Genomic DNA, 17634 nt, shown 5'->3' with positions numbered 1-17634 from the left:
ATGAATCTGCCTCCCCGTCAGCAGCAAATCCTCGAACTGGTCCGCGAACGCGGCTATGTCAGCATCGAGGAAATGGCTACGCTGTTCGTCGTTACACCGCAAACCATCCGCCGCGATATCAATCAGCTCGCGGAAGCCAATTTGTTGCGTCGCTACCACGGCGGCGCAGCCTACGATTCCAGCGTCGAAAACACCGCCTATGCCATGCGTGCGGATCAGATGCGCGATGAAAAGCAGCGTATCGGTGAAGCCATTGCGGCTCAAATCCCGGATCACGCCTCGCTGTTCATCAATATCGGCACCACCACCGAATCCATCGCCCGGGCGTTGCTCAATCACAATCACCTGAAGATCATCACCAACAACCTGCATGTGGCTTCGATGCTCAGCGCCAAGGACGACTTCGATGTCCTGCTGACGGGTGGCAACGTGCGGCGCGACGGTGGCGTGGTCGGTCAGGCCAGTGTCGACTTCATTAACCAGTTCAAGGTTGATTTCGCCCTGGTCGGCATCAGCGGTATCGATGAAGACGGCAGTCTGCTGGACTTCGACTATCAGGAAGTTCGGGTGTCCCAGGCGATCATCGCCAATGCCCGACAGGTCATCCTCGCGGCTGACTCCAGCAAATTCGGGCGCAACGCCATGATTCGTCTGGGGCCGATCAGTTTGATTGATTGCCTGGTGACCGATCAGCAGCCTGTGCCGGCGCTGGCGCAGTTGTTGAGTCAGCACAAGATTCGGCTCGAAGTCGTTTAAGGCTTTCAGCCTCTAAAGATCGCAGCCTTCGGCAGCTCCTACAGGTTCACTCACCCCTGTAGGAGCTGCCGGAGGCTGCGATCTTTTGCTTTTAATGTTCGAAAATTTTCCTTTCACGGCCCTTCGATCAGTATTTTCAATCGAAGTTAACTGGCTGTGGGCGACTTTATGGGCTACCATTTTCGAAAATGAACATTAATGTTCGAATTCCAATACCGAAAATCATAAAAGCCCGAGGCTAGCCGATGCCCACTTCTACCTTGCCTACGCCCCCTCTCGCTGAGATCTACGATATCGCCGTCATCGGTGGCGGGATCAATGGCGTGGGGATCGCAGCGGATGCCGCCGGTCGCGGTCTTTCGGTGTTTCTTTGCGAAAAGGACGACTTGGCCAGCCACACCTCGTCAGCCAGCAGCAAGCTGATCCACGGTGGCTTGCGCTACCTTGAACATTACGAATTCCGCCTGGTGCGCGAAGCCCTGGCCGAACGCGAAGTACTGCTGGCCAAGGCCCCGCACATCGTCAAGCAGATGCGCTTCGTACTGCCGCACCGTCCGCACCTGCGTCCAGCCTGGATGATCCGCGCCGGCCTGTTCCTTTATGACCACCTCGGCAAGCGGGAAAAACTTGAAGGTTCGAAAAGCCTGAAGTTCGGCCCGGACAGCCCGCTGAAAAGCGAAATCACCAAAGGCTTCGAATACTCCGATTGCTGGGTCGACGATGCGCGCCTGGTGGTGCTGAACGCCATGGCTGCCCGCGAAAACGGCGCTCACGTTCACACCCAGACCCGCTGCGTCAGCGCCCGTCGCACCAAGGGAATGTGGCACCTGCATCTGGAACGCGCCGATGGCAGTCTGTTCTCGATCCGCGCCAAGGCACTGGTAAACGCCGCCGGCCCTTGGGTCGCCAAGTTCATTCGTGACGACCTGAAGATGGAATCGCCGTACGGCATCCGCCTGATTCAGGGCAGCCATCTGATCGTGCCGAAGCTGTACGAAGGCGAACACGCGCACATTCTGCAAAACGAAGATCAGCGCATCGTGTTCACCATTCCGTACCTGAACCACTTCACCCTGATCGGCACCACCGACCGCGAGTACACCGGCGATCCGGCTGCAGTTGCGATCACCGAAGGCGAAACCGATTACCTGTTGAAAGTGGTCAACTCCCATTTCAAGAAGCGCATCAGCCGCGACGATATCCTGCACAGCTATTCCGGTGTTCGCCCACTGTGCAACGACGAATCCGACAACCCGTCGGCTGTCACTCGCGACTACACCCTGGCGCTGTCGGGCACCGGCGAAGAAGCGCCGCTGTTGTCGGTGTTCGGCGGCAAGCTGACCACCTACCGCAAGCTGGCCGAGTCGGCGCTGGCGCAACTGGCTCCGTACTTCAAGGACATCAAGCCGAGCTGGACCGCCAGCGCCACCCTGCCGGGCGGTGAAGACATGACCACCCCGCAAGCCTTGTGCGCCTTGATCCGTGACAAGTTCGACTGGGTGCCGACCGAAATCGCCCGCCGCTGGGCCACCACCTACGGCAGCCGCACCTGGCGCATGCTGGAAGGCGTGCAGAATCTCGGCGATATGGGCGAACACATCGGCGGCGGGCTCTACACCCGTGAAGTCGATTACCTGTGCAGCGAAGAATGGGCGACCACCGCGCACGACATTCTGTGGCGCCGCAGCAAGCTGGGCTTGTTCACTACTCCAGCTGAACAGGAAAAGCTCAAGGAATACCTGAGCAAGGTCGAGCGGAACCGCAGCAAGATCGAAGCGGCCTGATCGGCAATCCGATTAGAGCAAAGCCCCTGAATCGAAAGATTCGGGGGCTTTTTGCATTCTGCAACACACCACCAATCCCTTGTGGGAGCGAGCTTGCTCGCGATAGCGGTTTCAAATTCAACATGATTGCTGACTGATCCACCGCTATCGCGAGCAAGCTCGCTCCCACAGGGATTTCGGTGCTCTCTAGATTTCATTCGGTTTTCCGAACGCGACCTGTCGGTCGATTCGGTTAACCGGATTCTCCAACGTCAAAAATTGCGCCATAAATATTTAATATCCTTATATATCAATAAGTTAACCTGTTAGCCCTGGCCTGGCACGAGTCATGCTCTACACTCTTGGACGAATGACAGCTGTGCCAACCCTTCCGGAGCCGGCAAGCATTCGAAGCACAAAAAGGGCCGATGAACTGGCTCCATATAAAAACAATGTCGAGGAAAATTTGATGCGCATCGTTCCCCATCTCCTGGGCGCAGCCATTGCTGCCGCTCTGATCAGCACTCCAGTTTTCGCCGCCGAACTCACCGGCACCCTGAAGAAGATCAAAGAGTCCGGCGTTATCACTCTCGGACATCGTGACGCTTCCATTCCGTTTTCCTACATCGCTGATGCTTCCGGCAAACCGATGGGCTACTCCCACGATATCCAGCTGAAAATCGTCGAAGCCATCAAGAAAGACCTCGACCTGCCGAACCTTCAGGTCAAATACAACCTGGTCACCTCGCAAACCCGTATCCCGCTGGTGCAGAACGGCACCGTGGACGTCGAGTGCGGCTCCACCACCAACAATGTCGAGCGTCAGCAGCAAGTTGACTTCTCCGTCGGCATCTTCGAAATCGGTACCCGCCTGCTGTCCAAGAAAGGTTCCGCGTACAAGGATTTCGACGACCTCAAAGGCAAGAACGTCGTGACCACCGCCGGCACCACGTCCGAGCGCATCCTCAAGTCGATGAACGCCGACAAGCAAATGGGCATGAACGTCATCTCTGCCAAAGACCACGGCGAATCCTTCCAGATGCTGGAATCGGGCCGTGCCGTCGCGTTCATGATGGACGACGCGCTGCTTGCCGGTGAAGCGGCCAAAGCCAAGAAGGCGGATGACTGGGCCGTGACCGGCACTCCACAGTCCTACGAAATCTACGGCTGCATGGTCCGCAAGGGCGACGAGCCGTTCAAGAAAGTCGTGGATGACGCCATCGTTGCAACCTACAAGTCCGGCGAGATCAACAAGATCTACGAAAAATGGTTCATGGCGCCAATCCCGCCAAAAGGCCTGAACCTGAACTTCCCGATGAGCGACGAGCTCAAGGCCCTGATCGCCAATCCGACCGATAAAGCGGCTGACGACAAGCCTGTAGAAAAAAAGTCTTGAATTCTGACTAACCTTATCTCCTGACAGGGCCGCTGCCCTTTCAGGGGATAGTCACTCCCTGCTGGAATTTTTTGGAAACACTCGAACCGGTGGCTGTCGAGCCGCTCGTGTGTGCCTGATCTTCAAGATCGGGCGGGAACGGAGCTTCCCCAGGCGGGCACTTGTACATCGATCGATCTGAGGGGAGACCCTAATGAATTACAACTGGGACTGGGGCGTGTTCTTCAAGTCCACCGGCGTGGGCAGCGAGACGTATCTCGACTGGTACGTCGCCGGTTTGGGCTGGACCATCGCCATCGCCGTCGTGGCCTGGATCATTGCCCTGCTGCTGGGCTCGGTTCTGGGCGTCATGCGCACCGTGCCGAACCGCATCGTATCGGGCATCGCGACCTGTTACGTCGAACTCTTCCGTAACGTGCCGCTGCTGGTTCAGCTGTTCATCTGGTACTTCCTGGTGCCCGATCTGCTGCCTGCGGACCTGCAAGAGTGGTACAAGCAGGACCTGAACCCGACCACCTCGGCTTACCTCAGCGTCGTCGTCTGCCTGGGCCTGTTCACCGCCGCTCGTGTGTGCGAACAAGTGCGTACCGGCATCCAGGCGCTGCCTCGCGGCCAGGAATCCGCCGCTCGCGCCATGGGCTTCAAGCTGCCGCAAATCTACTGGAACGTGCTGCTGCCCCAGGCTTACCGGATCATCATTCCGCCGCTCACCTCGGAATTCCTGAACGTGTTCAAGAACTCTTCCGTCGCGTCGCTGATTGGCCTGATGGAGTTGCTCGCGCAGACCAAACAGACCGCCGAGTTCTCCGCCAACCTGTTCGAAGCCTTCACCCTGGCAACGCTGATCTACTTCACGCTGAACATGGGCCTGATGCTGCTGATGCGCATGGTCGAGAAGAAAGTAGCCGTACCGGGCCTGATCTCCGTAGGGGGTAAATGATGGAATTCGACTTCTCGGGCATCATCCCGTCCCTGCCGGGTTTGTGGAACGGCATGGTCATGACCCTGCAACTGATGGCGCTGGGCGTCGTCGGCGGGATCATCCTCGGCACGATCCTGGCGCTGATGCGCCTGTCCCACAGCAAATGGCTGTCGAACATTGCCGGCGCCTACGTTAACTACTTCCGCTCGATTCCGCTGCTGCTGGTCATCACCTGGTTCTACCTGGCGGTGCCGTTCGTACTGCGCTGGATCACCGGCGAAGACACCCCGATCGGCGCGTTCGCCTCGTGCATCGTGGCGTTCATGATGTTCGAAGCGGCGTACTTCTGCGAAATCGTCCGGGCTGGCGTGCAGTCGATTTCCAAGGGCCAGATGGGTGCAGCCCAAGCCCTGGGCATGACGTATAGCCAGATGATGCGGTTGATCATCCTGCCGCAAGCGTTCCGCAAGATGACCCCGCTGCTGCTGCAACAGAGCATCATCCTGTTTCAGGACACCTCGCTGGTCTACGCGGTTGGCCTGGTGGATTTCCTCAATGCCTCGCGTGCCAGTGGCGACATTATCGGTCGCTCCAACGAGTTCCTGATCTTTGCAGGTCTCACGTACTTCACAATCAGCTTTGCCGCCTCGCTGCTGGTCAAGCGTCTGCAAAAAAGGTTTGCCGTATGATCTCTATCAAGAATGTCAACAAGTGGTATGGCGACTTCCAGGTACTGACTGACTGCAGCACCGAGGTCAAAAAAGGCGAAGTGATTGTGGTGTGCGGGCCGTCCGGTTCCGGCAAATCCACCCTGATCAAATGCGTCAATGCCCTGGAACCGTTCCAGAAAGGCGACGTGGTGGTCGATGGCACGTCCATCGCCGACCCGAAGACCGACCTGCCGAAACTGCGTTCGCGCGTTGGCATGGTGTTCCAGCATTTCGAACTGTTCCCGCACCTGACCATCACCGAAAACCTGACCATCGCGCAGATCAAGGTGTTGGGCCGCAGCAAGGAAGAAGCCACCAAGAAAGGCCTGCAACTGCTTGAGCGCGTCGGGCTGTCTGCCCATGCGCATAAGCATCCGGGCCAGCTCTCCGGTGGTCAGCAACAGCGTGTGGCGATTGCCCGAGCGCTGGCGATGGACCCGATCGTCATGCTGTTCGACGAACCGACTTCGGCGCTGGACCCTGAAATGGTCAACGAAGTACTCGACGTGATGGTGCAACTGGCTCACGAAGGCATGACCATGATGTGCGTGACCCACGAAATGGGCTTCGCCCGTAAAGTGGCGGACCGGGTGATCTTCATGGACCAGGGCAAGATCATCGAAGACTGCATGAAAGAGGAGTTCTTCGGCGACATCAACGCCCGCGCCGAGCGTACGCAGCATTTCCTCGCCAAGATTCTGCAGCACTAAGAAAGGCACCGCTCCCCAAATGTGGGAGCGGGCTTTTGTGGTGAGGGATTTCTGTGGTGAGGGATTTGGGAGTGAGTGGTTTTTGTGGCGAGGGGATTTATCCCCGTTCGGCTGCGAAGCAGTCGTCAACCCATCGCATGCGGTTTGACTTTGAAGTGCTGGGGCCGCTTCGCAGCCCAACGGGGATAAATCCCCTCGCCACAGAACCACTCACCACAAAACCCACTCACCACACAGGCCTGCTCCCATATGGGGCCGGTGGTGGTCTGGAGATTTGTGTTGTGGTTGACCCAAGGCATCTGTGATGAAATGCGACCCCACTCTCTATCGCGCCGCGCCGCCATCACTCGCCGTGAAACCCCGTCTGATTCGCCATCTGTTCCTGCCGCCGCTGGTCATCGCCCTGATGATCGGATTGGGTTACCTCGGCTTCTGGGTCAGTGAGCACTACGGGATTCGCACCCTCAGCGAGAACGGCCAGCGTCAGCTGGAACTGCACGCCCGCGCCGTCGAGAGCGAGATCAGCAAGTACACCTACCTGCCCAGCCTGCTGGAACTCGAATCCAGCGTTTCGAAGCTGTTGGCCGACCCGTCGCCGGAACACCGGCAGACGGTCAATGAATACCTCGAAGGCCTGAACCGGCGCAGCCGCAGTCGGGCTATCTATGTGATGGACACCACTGGTCGCGTCATGGCCACCAGTAACTGGCGCGATGTCGACAGTTACCTGGGCGAAGACCTGTCCTTTCGCGCCTACTTCCAAAACGCCGTGCGCGGTCAGCCGGGGCGCTTCTACGGCATCGGCAGTACCAACGGCGAGCCCGGTTATTACCTGGCTCATGGCCTGGAAGAACACGGCAAGATCATCGGCGTCGCGGTGGTCAAAGTCCGCCTCGAAGCCATGGAAGAACGCTGGCAGCGCGCGCGGCTGGAAGCGTTCGTCAGCGACGAGAACGGCATCATCATTCTTTCCAGCGATCCGGCACGGCGCCTGAAATCGGTTGTGCCGCTGAGCGACGAGACCAAGGAAAAACTCGCTCGCAGCCTTCAGTACTACTGGTTCCCACTGAACGAACTGCAACCGCTGGCCCGTGAACGACTGGCCGAAGGCGAAGAAAAACTCACCTTCCCCGCCAACAGCGAAGTGGAATCAGATGAAGAGGACATCAGCTACCTGTCGCAAACCCGGCCATTGAGCGATACCCCGTGGAATTTCACCCTGCTCACCCCGTTGCAGGATTTGCGGCGCGAAGCGATCAATCAGGGGATTCTGGTGGCGGTGGCGTTTGCCCTGGTGGCGTTCCTGCTGATCGCCTGGAACGAGCGGCGCAAGGTCATTGCCACGCGCCTGGCCGCCCGGGAAGCCTTGCAAGAAGCCAACAATCAACTGGAGCGTCGGATTACCGAACGCACCACTGATCTGCGCGCCAGCAACGAACGGCTCAAGGGCCAGATCCGCGAACGACGTGTTGCCGAAGAGACGCTACGCCGCGCCCAGGATGAACTGGTGCAGGCCGGTAAACTCGCGGCCATCGGCCAGATGTCCACCAGCATCGCCCATGAATTGAACCAGCCACTGGCGGCGCTGCGAACCTTGTCCGGCAACACCGTGCGGTTTCTGGAACGCGGTCAATTGGACGTTGCCAGCACCAACCTCAAGACCATCAACGAACTGATCGACCGCATGGGCCGGATCACCGCCAGCCTGCGTTCATTCGCTCGCCGCGGAGACGACAAAGGTCAGGCCAGCCTCGGTAAAGCGGTGGATGCAGCCTTGCAACTGCTCGGTGGTCGCGTGGAAAGTGCTCACCTGCAACTGCACCGAGACTTCGCCGATCTGCAGGTGCAGATCGACCAGACCCGCCTGGAGCAGATTCTGGTCAACCTGATCGGCAACGCCCTCGACGCCATGCAGGCACAGCCGCTGCCAGAACTGTGGCTCGAAGGCGAAGAGTTCGATGGCAAATATCGCCTTCGTGTACGCGACAACGGCCACGGCATCGACGCCGAAGCGCGCAAGCATTTGTTCGAACCGTTCTTCACCACCAAACCCGGCGAACAGGGCCTGGGCCTCGGCCTGACCCTTTCCGCCAGCCTGGCCGCCGCCACCGGCGGTCATCTGGGTGTCGAGCACCCGGCCAGCGGTGGTACCACCTTCGTCCTCAGTTTACCGTTGGTAAGCCCCACTCACGCCGAGCCAATATGAACAACGACCTTAGTGTGCTGATCGTCGAAGACGACCCCCATGTGCTGCTCGGCTGCCAACAGGCGCTGACACTGGAAGACATTCCCTGCGTGGGCGTCGGTAGCGCCGAAGAAGCGCTGGAGCGGGTCGGCGATAACTTTGCCGGGATCGTCATCAGCGACATCCGCCTGCCGGGTATCGATGGCCTGGAATTGCTGACCCGTCTCAAGGCCCGCGACCGCAACCTGCCGGTGGTGCTGATCACTGGTCACGGCGACATCTCCATGGCTGTCGGTGCGATGCAGAAAGGCGCCTATGACTTCATGGAGAAACCTTTCTCCCCCGAACGTCTGGTCGATGTGGCGCGCCGTGCGCTGGAGCAACGCAGCCTGGCTCGGGAAGTCTCTTCGTTGCGTCGGCAACTGGCGGAACGGGATTCCCTCGAAGGCCGGATCATCGGCCGCTCGCCCGCCATGCAGAACCTGCGGGAATTGATCGCCAACGTTGCCGATACCTCGGCCAACGTGCTGATCGAAGGCGAGACCGGCACCGGTAAAGAGCTGGTTGCGCGTTGCCTGCACGACTTCAGTCGGCGGCACACCAAGCAGTTTGTCGCGCTGAACTGCGGTGGACTGCCGGAAAACCTGTTCGAAAGCGAAATCTTCGGCCATGAAGCCAACGCCTTCACCGGCGCCGGCAAGCGGCGGATCGGCAAAATCGAACACGCCGACGGCGGCACGCTGTTCCTCGACGAAGTGGAAAGCATGCCGTTGCCGCTGCAAATCAAACTGCTGCGGGTGTTGCAAGAACGTACCCTCGAACGCCTCGGTTCGAACCAGAGCGTGGCGGTGGATTGCCGGGTGATCGCGGCGACCAAGTCCGATCTGGATGAGTCGAGCAAGGCTGGCGAGTTTCGCAGCGACCTGTATTACCGCTTGAACGTGGTAACTCTCGAGTTACCACCGCTGCGCGAACGACGCGAAGACATCCTGCAATTGTTCGAGCACTTCCTGCAGCAATCGTCCCTGCGCTTCGACCGTGCCGTGCCGGACCTGGACAACCAGACCCTGTCGAACCTGATGAGCCACGACTGGCCGGGCAACGTGCGCGAGCTGCGCAACGTCGCCGAGCGTTTTGCCCTCGGTCTGCCGGCCTTCAAGAAATCCGGCGCCAGTGGCAGCAATCAGGGCCTGGCCTTCGCTGAAGCGGTAGAAGCTTTTGAACGCAACCTGCTGAGCGACGCCTTGCAGCGCAGCGGCGGCAACCTGACCCAGGCCAGTCTGGAACTCGGGATGGCCAAGACCACGCTGTTCGACAAAGTGAAGAAGTACGGGCTGAGCCACTGATGGACCTGATCCTCAAAGCAACCCTGGGCGCGGCCGTGGTGGTGATCCTCGCCGCCCTGGCCAAAACCAAAAACTATTACATCGCAGGATTGGTGCCGCTGTTTCCGACCTTTGCGCTGATTGCGCATTACATCGTCGGCAAGGGGCGTTCGCTGGAGGACTTGAAGACCACCATCGTGTTTGGGATGTGGTCGATCATTCCTTACTTCATCTACCTGGCGACGTTGTATGTGATGGTGGACCGGATGCGGCTGGAGGCTTCGCTCGCTGTGGCGGCGGTGGCTTGGTTGATGGCGGCTACGGTGCTGGTCACTGTATGGGTTCGCCTTCACGGCTGACTGATGTGATCGGTTTTAGAACCACCCCTCACCCCAGCCCTCTCCCCACGGGGGAGAGGGGAAAGGGAGCCGATCATTGTGCTTTTCAAACCTGAGCTCGACTCGGTATTTCAGGTCGATGTAGCTCCAAGTACAACTCGGTCAGTCCCCTCTACCCCTGGGGAGAGGGTTAGGGTGAGGGGTGACTCTAGAAACGACCGCTAAAACTCAGCCATTAACCGTCCCGCCCTTCGCTTCACTCATGATCTGCCGAATCGCCCCGACAAAGGCGTCCACCGGCTGCCCGCCACTGACGGCGTACTGCCCGTTGAATACCACGGTCGGCACCGAACTCACCCCGCGCGATAGCCACAGCTGCTCTTCCTCACGAACCTCTTTGACGAACTCGTCCGACGCTAGTATCGCCTCGGCCCGCTGCCGATCCAGCCCCACGCTTTCGGCGATCTGCGCCAACTGCCTATGGTCGGACGGATTGCCGCCCTCGGTGAAATACGCCTTGAACAGCGCCTCTTTCAGATTGAACTGCAACCCTTCCAGTCCCGCCCAGAACAGCAAGCGGTGGGCATCGAAGGTGTTGTAGATGCGGCTGTTGCCGTCCGTGCGAAACGCAAACCCGACCTCAGCGCCGCGTGCGCGGATCATCTCGCGGTTCTTCTGGGATTGCTCGGGCGTCGAGCCGTACTTCTCGGTGATGTGTTCGGTGATGTTCTGCCCTTCAGGCCCCATCTTCGGGTTCAGTTCGAACGGCTGGAAACGGATTTCGGCCTGCACCTCGTCGCCCAGCAAATCCAGGGCCCGGGTCAGGCCGTAGAGGCCGACGACGCACCAGGGGCAGGACACATCGCTGACGAAATCGATTTTCAGGGGGGTACTCATCACACACCTCGCAGACTGGAACGCGCCGGAAAGTTCGAACGATACACCCGAAAGACCGGAGCGCGCAGGTCCCTTGTGGGAGCGAGCTTGCTCGCGATGGCCACCTTCCAGACGACATCTACGGTGACTGACACACCGCCATCGCGAGCAAGCTCGCTCCCACATTTAATCGGGGGGTTACAGCAGGTTGTGTTCGACCACTGGATCAATCTGCGCCCAATGCGAAGTGTCTTCACGATGCGACTGCAAATACGGCAACACCGCCGCCAGCAACGGCGCCTTGAACGCCTCCTGGAAACGATGCGCCAACCCCGGAATCAGCTTCAACTGACTGCCGCGGATATGCGCCGCCAGGTGCACACCGTGCATGACTGGCAGCAACGGATCAGCAGTACCGTGAACCACCAGCGTCGGAACGCGGAGTTGATTGAGCAGTGCCACACGACTGCGCTCGGCAAGGATCGCCATGATCTGGCGCTTCACACCCTCGGGGTTGAATGCCCGGTCATAGGACTGCGCCGCCTGATGCAGCAATGCCTGCCGATCATCGCTCACCGTCGGACTGCCCAGCGCCGCCAGCAAATCGGCTTGCTGCTCCAGCGCCACTTCGCGATTGGGCGCCCCACGACGCGACAACAGTTGCACCAACGCCGCACTCGGCGCCGGCAAGCCTTCGGCCCCGGAACTGGTCATGATCAGGGTCAGGCTCTCGACCCGTTGCGGCGCCATCGCTGCCATGTGCTGGGCGATCATCCCGCCCATGCTCGCGCCCAACACGTGGAATTGCTCGACGTGCAACGCATCCATCAAGCCAAAAGCATCGTCAGCCATATCGGTCAGGGTGTATGGCGCTGACACCGGCAAACCCAGTTTGTAGCGCAGCACTTCGAAGGTCAGGTTCGCGTCGACGGGCGTTTGTCGCCAGGTCGAGAGCCCGACATCGCGATTGTCATAACGAATCACCCGAAAACCCTGCTGACACAGCGCGACCACCACCTCATCCGGCCAGTGAATCAACTGCCCGCCAAGGCCCATCACCAGCAACAACGCAGGGTCCGACGCACGGCCGATGCTCTGGTACGCCAAGCTCACCTGTGCCAGATCGACCCGCTCGGTCGGAACATTGATATCGCAACGAGACGCCGCCAAGGACGGCAGGCCGAACAACAGCGCGGCCAGGAAAACCGCTGTCGAGAAAAATCGTGCACACATGAAAAAACACCGAAACGCAGAACTCCAGTAGAGCGCGAGTCTGATGAAGTTTGTTCAAGCGCGCTGCCACAGTTACGTGACAGTTTGATGAAGAGTGCCGAACGGTCATTTTCAGGACCGCGTTATCGTTCTTCGCGAGCAGGCTCGCTCCCACAGGATTGATGTCGTACACAACATCTCTGATCGACATCAATCCAATGTGGGAGCAAGCCTGCTCGCGATGGGGACCTTAAGCCAACTGACTGCGCAACTGCCGCGCCGCCGCCACCATGTTCACCAACGCCGCCTCAGTCTCCGGCCACGCCCGGGTCTTCAACCCGCAATCCGGGTTCACCCACAACCGCTCCGCCGGAATGCGCTTCACGGCTTTGCTCATCAACTTGACCATTTCGGCCGTGTCCGGCACCCGTGGCGAGTGGATGTCGTAGACGCCCGGACCGATGTCGTTCGGGTAGTCGAACGCTTCGAAAGCCTCCAGCAATTCCATGTCCGAACGCGAGGTTTCGATGGTGATCACATCGGCGTCCATCGCTGCGATGGACTCGATCACATCGTTGAATTCGCTGTAGCACATGTGGGTGTGAATCTGGGTTTCGTCACGTACACCGGAGGCGCTCAAGCGGAAAGCTTCCACCGCCCAGTCGAGGTATTCCTGCCATTGCGCCCGACGCAGTGGCAAGCCTTCACGGAAGGCGGCTTCGTCAATCTGCACGATCTTGATGCCGGCGGTTTCCAGGTCCACCACTTCATCGCGCAAGGCCAGCGCCAGTTGCTGCGCCTGGATTTTGCGCGAGACGTCTTCACGCGGGAACGACCACATCAGCATGGTCACGGGACCGGTGAGCATGCCTTTCATGACCTTGTCGGTCAGGCTCTGAGCATAGGTGATCCAGTCGACGGTCATGGCATTCGGCCGACTCAGGTCGCCGTAGATAATCGCCGGTTTCACGCAGCGCGAACCGTAGCTTTGCACCCAGCCAAAACGGGTGAACAGGTAGCCGTCCAGTTGCTCGGCGAAGTACTCGACCATGTCGTTACGTTCGGCTTCACCGTGAACCAGCACGTCCAGGCCCAGGCGTTCCTGAACTTGCACGGCATGGCGGATTTCGCTGTGCATGGCGTCGGTGTAATCGTTGGCCGACAGCTTGCCTTGCTTGAACGCCTGGCGTGCCAGACGAATCGAACCGGTCTGCGGGAACGAACCGATGGTCGTGGTCGGGAATGCCGGCAATTTCAACCGCGCACGTTGCTGCTCGATGCGTTTGGCGAACGGCGAGTGACGTTGGCTGTCCTTGTCACTGATCGCGTTTATCCGTGCCTGCACCTCGGCTTTATGAATACGCGGCGACTCGGCGCGGCTGGCTTGAATGGCACGGCTTTCGGTGAGTGCGGCTTGCACCTTGGGTGATTGCGGGTCGTTCAGGGCATCGCGCAGCACGGCGATTTCGCCGCACTTCTGCACGGCAAACGCCAGCCAGCTTTTCAATTCCGGGTCGAGTTTGTCTTCGCGATCCAGGTCCACCGGGCTGTGCAGCAACGAGCAGGAACTGCTGACCCACAGGTTGTCGCCAAAGCGTTCCTGGGCCGGCTGCAGTTGCGCGAGGACTTGCTCCAGTTCGCAGCGCCAGACGTTGCGACCGTTGACCAGGCCCACCGAGAGAATCTTGTAGGTCGGCAGACGGTCCAGCACCTGGCCGAGCTGATCCGGCGCGCGCACGGCATCGATGTGCAGGCCTTGCACCGGCAGGCTGACCGCCAGGCCGAGGTTGTCTTCCAGACCGCTGAAGTAGGTCGCCACCAGTTTTTTCAGCGGCGAGTATTGAAGGATGTGATAGGCGCGTTCGAAGGCGTTTTTCCAGGCCTGTGGCAGGTCGAGGGTCAGGATCGGTTCGTCGATCTGCACCCACTCCACGCCTTGAGCGGCGAGACGACCGAGAATTTCGCCATAGATCGGCAGCAGACGTTCCAGCAGGTCGAGTTTGGCGAAGTCGTTGCCTTTGGCTTTGCCCAGCCACAGGTAAGTCAGTGGGCCGATGATCACCGGTTTGACGTTGTGGCCCAGCGCCTTCGCCTCGTCAACTTCGTCGAACAGCTGTTCCCAGCTCAGTTTGAATTGCTGGTCAGCGGTGAATTCCGGGACCAGGTAGTGGTAGTTGGTGTCGAACCACTTGGTCAGTTCCTGGGCATATTGCGCTTTGCTGTGCTCGCCGCCGCAGCAGGCAGCCGTGGCGCCACGGGCCATGGCGAACAGGGTGTCGAGGGTCGGCAGGCCGCGCGAGTCCTTGGCGCTGTCGAAACGCTCCGGGATCACGCCGAAGGTCAAGGAATGGGTCAGGACCTGGTCGTACCAGGCGAAGTCGCCCACGGGCAGCAGGTCGATGCCGGCGTCTTTCTGCAATTGCCAGTGGGTGGCGCGCAATTGGCGGCCGACGCTTTTCAGCGCGTCCTGATCCAGATCGCCCTTCCAGTAGGATTCGAGGGCTTTTTTCAGTTCGCGGTCAGCGCCGATGCGCGGGAAACCAAGTGTATGGGCCAGAGCCATGGTGAATTTCTCCCTGTAAAAGATGGCGCTATTGTCGACACCCAACCCAACATGAGACAAACTCAACCTTTTCGTGTTGATCACAAGTTTTCCTCATGGAGCCCCCGGTGCTTGAAATCCGTCACCTGAAGACCCTGCACGCCTTGCGCGAAGCCGATAGCCTGGTGGATGCGGCTGACCGCTTGCACCTGACGCAGTCCGCCCTGTCCCATCAGTTCAAGGAGCTTGAGGAACGGCTGGGGATGCCGCTGTTCGTGCGCAAGACCAAACCGGTGCGTTTCACCAGCGCCGGTTTGCGTCTGCTGCAACTGGCCGACGCCACCCTGCCATTGCTGCGCGGTGCCGAGCGCGATATCGCGCGGCTGGCCGGTGGCACGGCCGGGCGTTTGCACATGGCGATCGAGTGCCACAGCTGCTTCCAGTGGCTGATGCCTACCATCGACCAGTTCCGCGATGCCTGGCCGGAAGTCGAACTGGACCTGGCCTCAGGGTTCTCATTCGCACCGCTGCCTGCGCTGGCCCGTGGCGATCTGGATTTGGTGGTGACCTCCGACCCGCTGGAACTGGCCGGGATCACTTACGTGCCGTTGTTCACCTATGAAGCGATGCTCGCGGTCGCCAACCAGCACCGATTAGCAAATAAGGCCTACATCGTCCCGGAAGATTTGCTCACGGAAACGCTGATCACCTACCCGGTGGAGCGTGATCGGCTGGACATCTTCACCCGTTTCCTGGAACCGGCCGACGTCGAACCGGCGCAGGTCCGCACGTCGGAACTGACGGTGATGATGATGCAATTGGTGGCTAGCGGCCGCGGCGTGTGCGGCATGCCCCATTGGGCGCTGCATGAATACAGCTCACGGGGTTATGTGAAGGCCAAGCGGCTGGGCGAGAAAGGTTTGTTTGCGACGCTGTACGCCGGGATTCGCGCCGACATGCTGGATGCGCCCTACATGCGCGATTTCTTGCTGACGGCCAAGGACACGTCGTTCTCGACACTCGACGGCGTCAGCGCCGTTCGCTGACTAAATAGTGGTAATCAAAAGATCGCAGCCTCGTTTCACTCGACAGCTCCTACAGGTGTTCGCCAAACCCTGTAGGAGCTGTCGAGTGAAACGAGGCTGCGATCTTTAGAGCTCGCGCCACATGTGGACTTTGTCGAAGTAGTCTTCGCCCACCCGTACCGCCAAAGGTTCGAGACCGAACTGGATGAAGCCGCAACGCTGGTACAAGTTGAACGCGGCGTCATTGCCGGCGGTGACGGTCAGTTGCATCAGCTTCAGACCTTTATGGTTCTGCGCTTCAGCCAGGGCGGCCTGCACCAGTTGATAACCGAACCCGCGTTGCTGGACCTTGCCCGACACGTACATGCCAAACAATGTCGCCTTGTGCCGGGCCTTTTCCCGAGGCTCGAAGGCCAGGCCGACGATGCCCGCCAACTCACCGCCTTCGAACGCGCCGAACACCACGTCCTGCTTGCTGCTCAGGCGTGATTCCCACCAACTCAACGGCATCACGGCGCGTTCGCGCACGCTGGAGGTAAACGCCTGGGGATGCAGGTCATAGGCTTCGAGCATCAGCGCCCGATAATCCAGAGCATGACTGGCATCAAGCCGTTCAATCCACATGTTCAAGCCATCCGTCGTTGTTCCAACATCAGTCGCACCGCCAGCGCCGACAGCACGAACCCCATGAAATAGCGCTGCACCGCCAGCCAGGACGGGTTGTTGACGAACCAGGAGGCGATGCCCGCGGCGAACAGCGCGATCAGCAGATTGACGCCGAAACTGACGCTGATCTGAGTCAGACCCAGAATGATGCTTTGGGTGAACACCGAGCCATGCTCAGGCGTGATGAACTGCGGAAACACCGACAAATAAAACACGGCGATCTTCGGGTTCAGGGCGCTGGTCAGAAAGCCCATGGTGATCAGTTTGCGCGATGAGTCCGGCGGCAACTGCTGCGCTTCGAACGGTGAACGCGCACCCGGTTTAACGGCTTGCCAGGCCAACCACATCAGGTACAGCGCGCCAGCCCACTTCAGCACTTCGTAGGCCATCGGCACCGCCAGAAACACCGCGGTCAAACCGGCAGCCGCCGCGAAAAGGTGCACGAAAAACCCCGCGACCACACCGAGCAACGAAGTCACACCGGCCTTGCGCCCCTGGCAGATCGAACGGGAGATCAGGTAAATCATGTTCGGCCCCGGCGTCAGCACCATCAGCAACGCGGCAGCGGCGAAGATCAGTAAGTCTTGAAGCGGGATCATGGGCAGTCCTTCGTCCGGGAATAATCAGGCAGTTTCGGTGAGCGAAGCTCGATAAAACGGCAGGATCAGGTCCCGTGTCAATGGCGCCAGCGTGACATTACCGTCGGTGGCCGGGTCGATCCAGCGCACTTCTTCGATCTCCGCCGCAGGCGAAACGTCTGAATCGATGGTCAGCTGAAAGAGTTCGGCCTGGACGGTAAAGCCGGGCTCGTTGGCGGCCGGTGCCGAGAATTGCCCGAGATAAGTGGCGTGGGCCGGATCGATGACCAGGCCCAATTCTTCTTCCAGTTCACGGGCCAGCGCGTGGACCGGTTGCTCATGAGCTTCGATCTTGCCCCCCGGCTGCATGAACGCTTCGGTGCCGCGCTTGCGGACCAACAGCGTGCGACCGTCCGGACCGATCAACAGGGCAGCGGCGATGCGGATGAGGCGGGGTGCAGCAGCGGATGACAGCGTCATGGATCAGGATCGTCCTTGGAAAAAGGCGCAAGGATCACATGGCTGCTGCCGCTTCGTCACCCCGAAAAAGCATCGGCCGAGCCCCTGTGGGAGCGAGCCTGCTCGCGAAGGCAATGTCACATTCAACAGAGAGGTTGTCTGACACACCGC

The 17634-nt window shown here is 59.6% G+C and carries 16 protein-coding genes; 10 read left to right on the top strand and 6 right to left on the bottom strand.

The features are described 5' to 3' along the window. From ACA059_RS05755 to ACA059_RS05715, 9 genes are all read left to right on the top strand, one after another. Complete coding sequence (locus tag ACA059_RS05755) at nt 1–756, top strand: DeoR/GlpR family transcriptional regulator (protein WP_007916700.1); 756 nt, start codon at nt 1–3, stop codon at nt 754–756. 245 nt (nt 757–1001) lie between these two features. Then, the gene (gene glpD / locus ACA059_RS05750) at nt 1002–2540 is read left to right on the top strand and encodes a glycerol-3-phosphate dehydrogenase (protein WP_497633067.1); all 1539 of its coding nucleotides are present in this window, start codon (nt 1002–1004) and stop codon (nt 2538–2540) included. A gap of 448 nt (nt 2541–2988) precedes the next feature. Then, nucleotides 2989–3915: a glutamate/aspartate ABC transporter substrate-binding protein gene (locus ACA059_RS05745; protein WP_497633066.1), complete on the top strand. Its 927-nt coding sequence runs from the start codon at nt 2989–2991 to the stop codon at nt 3913–3915. Between the two features lie 193 nt (nt 3916–4108). Then, the gene (locus ACA059_RS05740; protein ID WP_497633065.1) at nt 4109–4855 is read left to right on the top strand and encodes an amino acid ABC transporter permease; all 747 of its coding nucleotides are present in this window, start codon (nt 4109–4111) and stop codon (nt 4853–4855) included. Further along, complete coding sequence (locus ACA059_RS05735) at nt 4855–5526, top strand: amino acid ABC transporter permease (RefSeq protein ID WP_497633064.1); 672 nt, start codon at nt 4855–4857, stop codon at nt 5524–5526. The genes ACA059_RS05740 and ACA059_RS05735 overlap by 1 nt, the downstream gene beginning before the upstream one ends. Further along, a complete protein-coding gene (locus ACA059_RS05730) occupies nt 5523–6257 on the top strand; it encodes an amino acid ABC transporter ATP-binding protein (protein WP_497633063.1) in 735 nt (244 codons plus the stop codon). The genes ACA059_RS05735 and ACA059_RS05730 overlap by 4 nt, the downstream gene beginning before the upstream one ends. A 304-nt stretch (nt 6258–6561) precedes the next feature. After that, nucleotides 6562–8463, top strand: a complete 1902-nt coding sequence (gene aauS / locus ACA059_RS05725; protein WP_497633062.1) for a two-component sensor histidine kinase AauS — start codon at nt 6562–6564, stop codon at nt 8461–8463. Next, nucleotides 8460–9788, top strand: a complete 1329-nt coding sequence (aauR, locus tag ACA059_RS05720; protein ID WP_497633061.1) for a two-component response regulator AauR — start codon at nt 8460–8462, stop codon at nt 9786–9788. The genes aauS and aauR overlap by 4 nt, the downstream gene beginning before the upstream one ends. Nucleotides 9789–9796: 8 nt before the next feature. Then, nucleotides 9797–10126: a GlpM family protein gene (locus ACA059_RS05715; RefSeq protein WP_415773891.1), complete on the top strand. Its 330-nt coding sequence runs from the start codon at nt 9797–9799 to the stop codon at nt 10124–10126. 207 nt (nt 10127–10333) lie between these two features. On the opposite strand, the gene ACA059_RS05710 is transcribed toward ACA059_RS05715, so the two are convergent. From ACA059_RS05710 to metE, 3 genes are all read right to left on the bottom strand, one after another. Continuing rightward, a complete protein-coding gene (locus ACA059_RS05710; RefSeq protein ID WP_497633060.1) occupies nt 10334–11002 on the bottom strand; it encodes a DsbA family oxidoreductase in 669 nt (222 codons plus the stop codon). Between the two features lie 177 nt (nt 11003–11179). Beyond that, on the bottom strand, nt 11180–12214 hold the full coding sequence (locus ACA059_RS05705) for an alpha/beta fold hydrolase (RefSeq protein WP_497633059.1): 1035 nt from the start codon (nt 12212–12214) through the stop codon (nt 11180–11182). Nucleotides 12215–12443: 229 nt separating this feature from the next. Further along, nucleotides 12444–14756: a 5-methyltetrahydropteroyltriglutamate--homocysteine S-methyltransferase gene (gene metE / locus ACA059_RS05700; RefSeq protein WP_497633058.1), complete on the bottom strand. Its 2313-nt coding sequence runs from the start codon at nt 14754–14756 to the stop codon at nt 12444–12446. 107 nt (nt 14757–14863) lie between these two features. Here metE and metR point away from each other — a divergent pair, with 107 nt between their 5' ends. Then, complete coding sequence (gene metR, locus ACA059_RS05695; RefSeq protein ID WP_213938382.1) at nt 14864–15781, top strand: transcriptional regulator MetR; 918 nt, start codon at nt 14864–14866, stop codon at nt 15779–15781. 105 nt (nt 15782–15886) lie between these two features. On the opposite strand, the gene ACA059_RS05690 is transcribed toward metR, so the two are convergent. The 3 genes from ACA059_RS05690 to ACA059_RS05680 are packed head-to-tail and all read right to left on the bottom strand — an operon-like array spanning nt 15887 to nt 17484. Further along, nucleotides 15887–16384 (bottom strand): GNAT family N-acetyltransferase, encoded by a 498-nt coding sequence (locus ACA059_RS05690; protein ID WP_497633057.1) that lies wholly within the window; start codon nt 16382–16384, stop codon nt 15887–15889. 2 nt (nt 16385–16386) lie between these two features. Next, nucleotides 16387–17025: a LysE family translocator gene (locus ACA059_RS05685; protein ID WP_497633056.1), complete on the bottom strand. Its 639-nt coding sequence runs from the start codon at nt 17023–17025 to the stop codon at nt 16387–16389. A gap of 24 nt (nt 17026–17049) precedes the next feature. Further along, nucleotides 17050–17484, bottom strand: coding sequence for an NUDIX hydrolase (locus ACA059_RS05680; protein WP_497633055.1), 435 nt, complete (start codon nt 17482–17484; stop codon nt 17050–17052). Nucleotides 17485–17634 lie beyond the last annotated feature (150 nt).

Source organism: Pseudomonas sp. LBUM1647, assembly GCF_059716175.1.
This window is presented reverse-complemented; position numbering and strand designations above follow the sequence as displayed.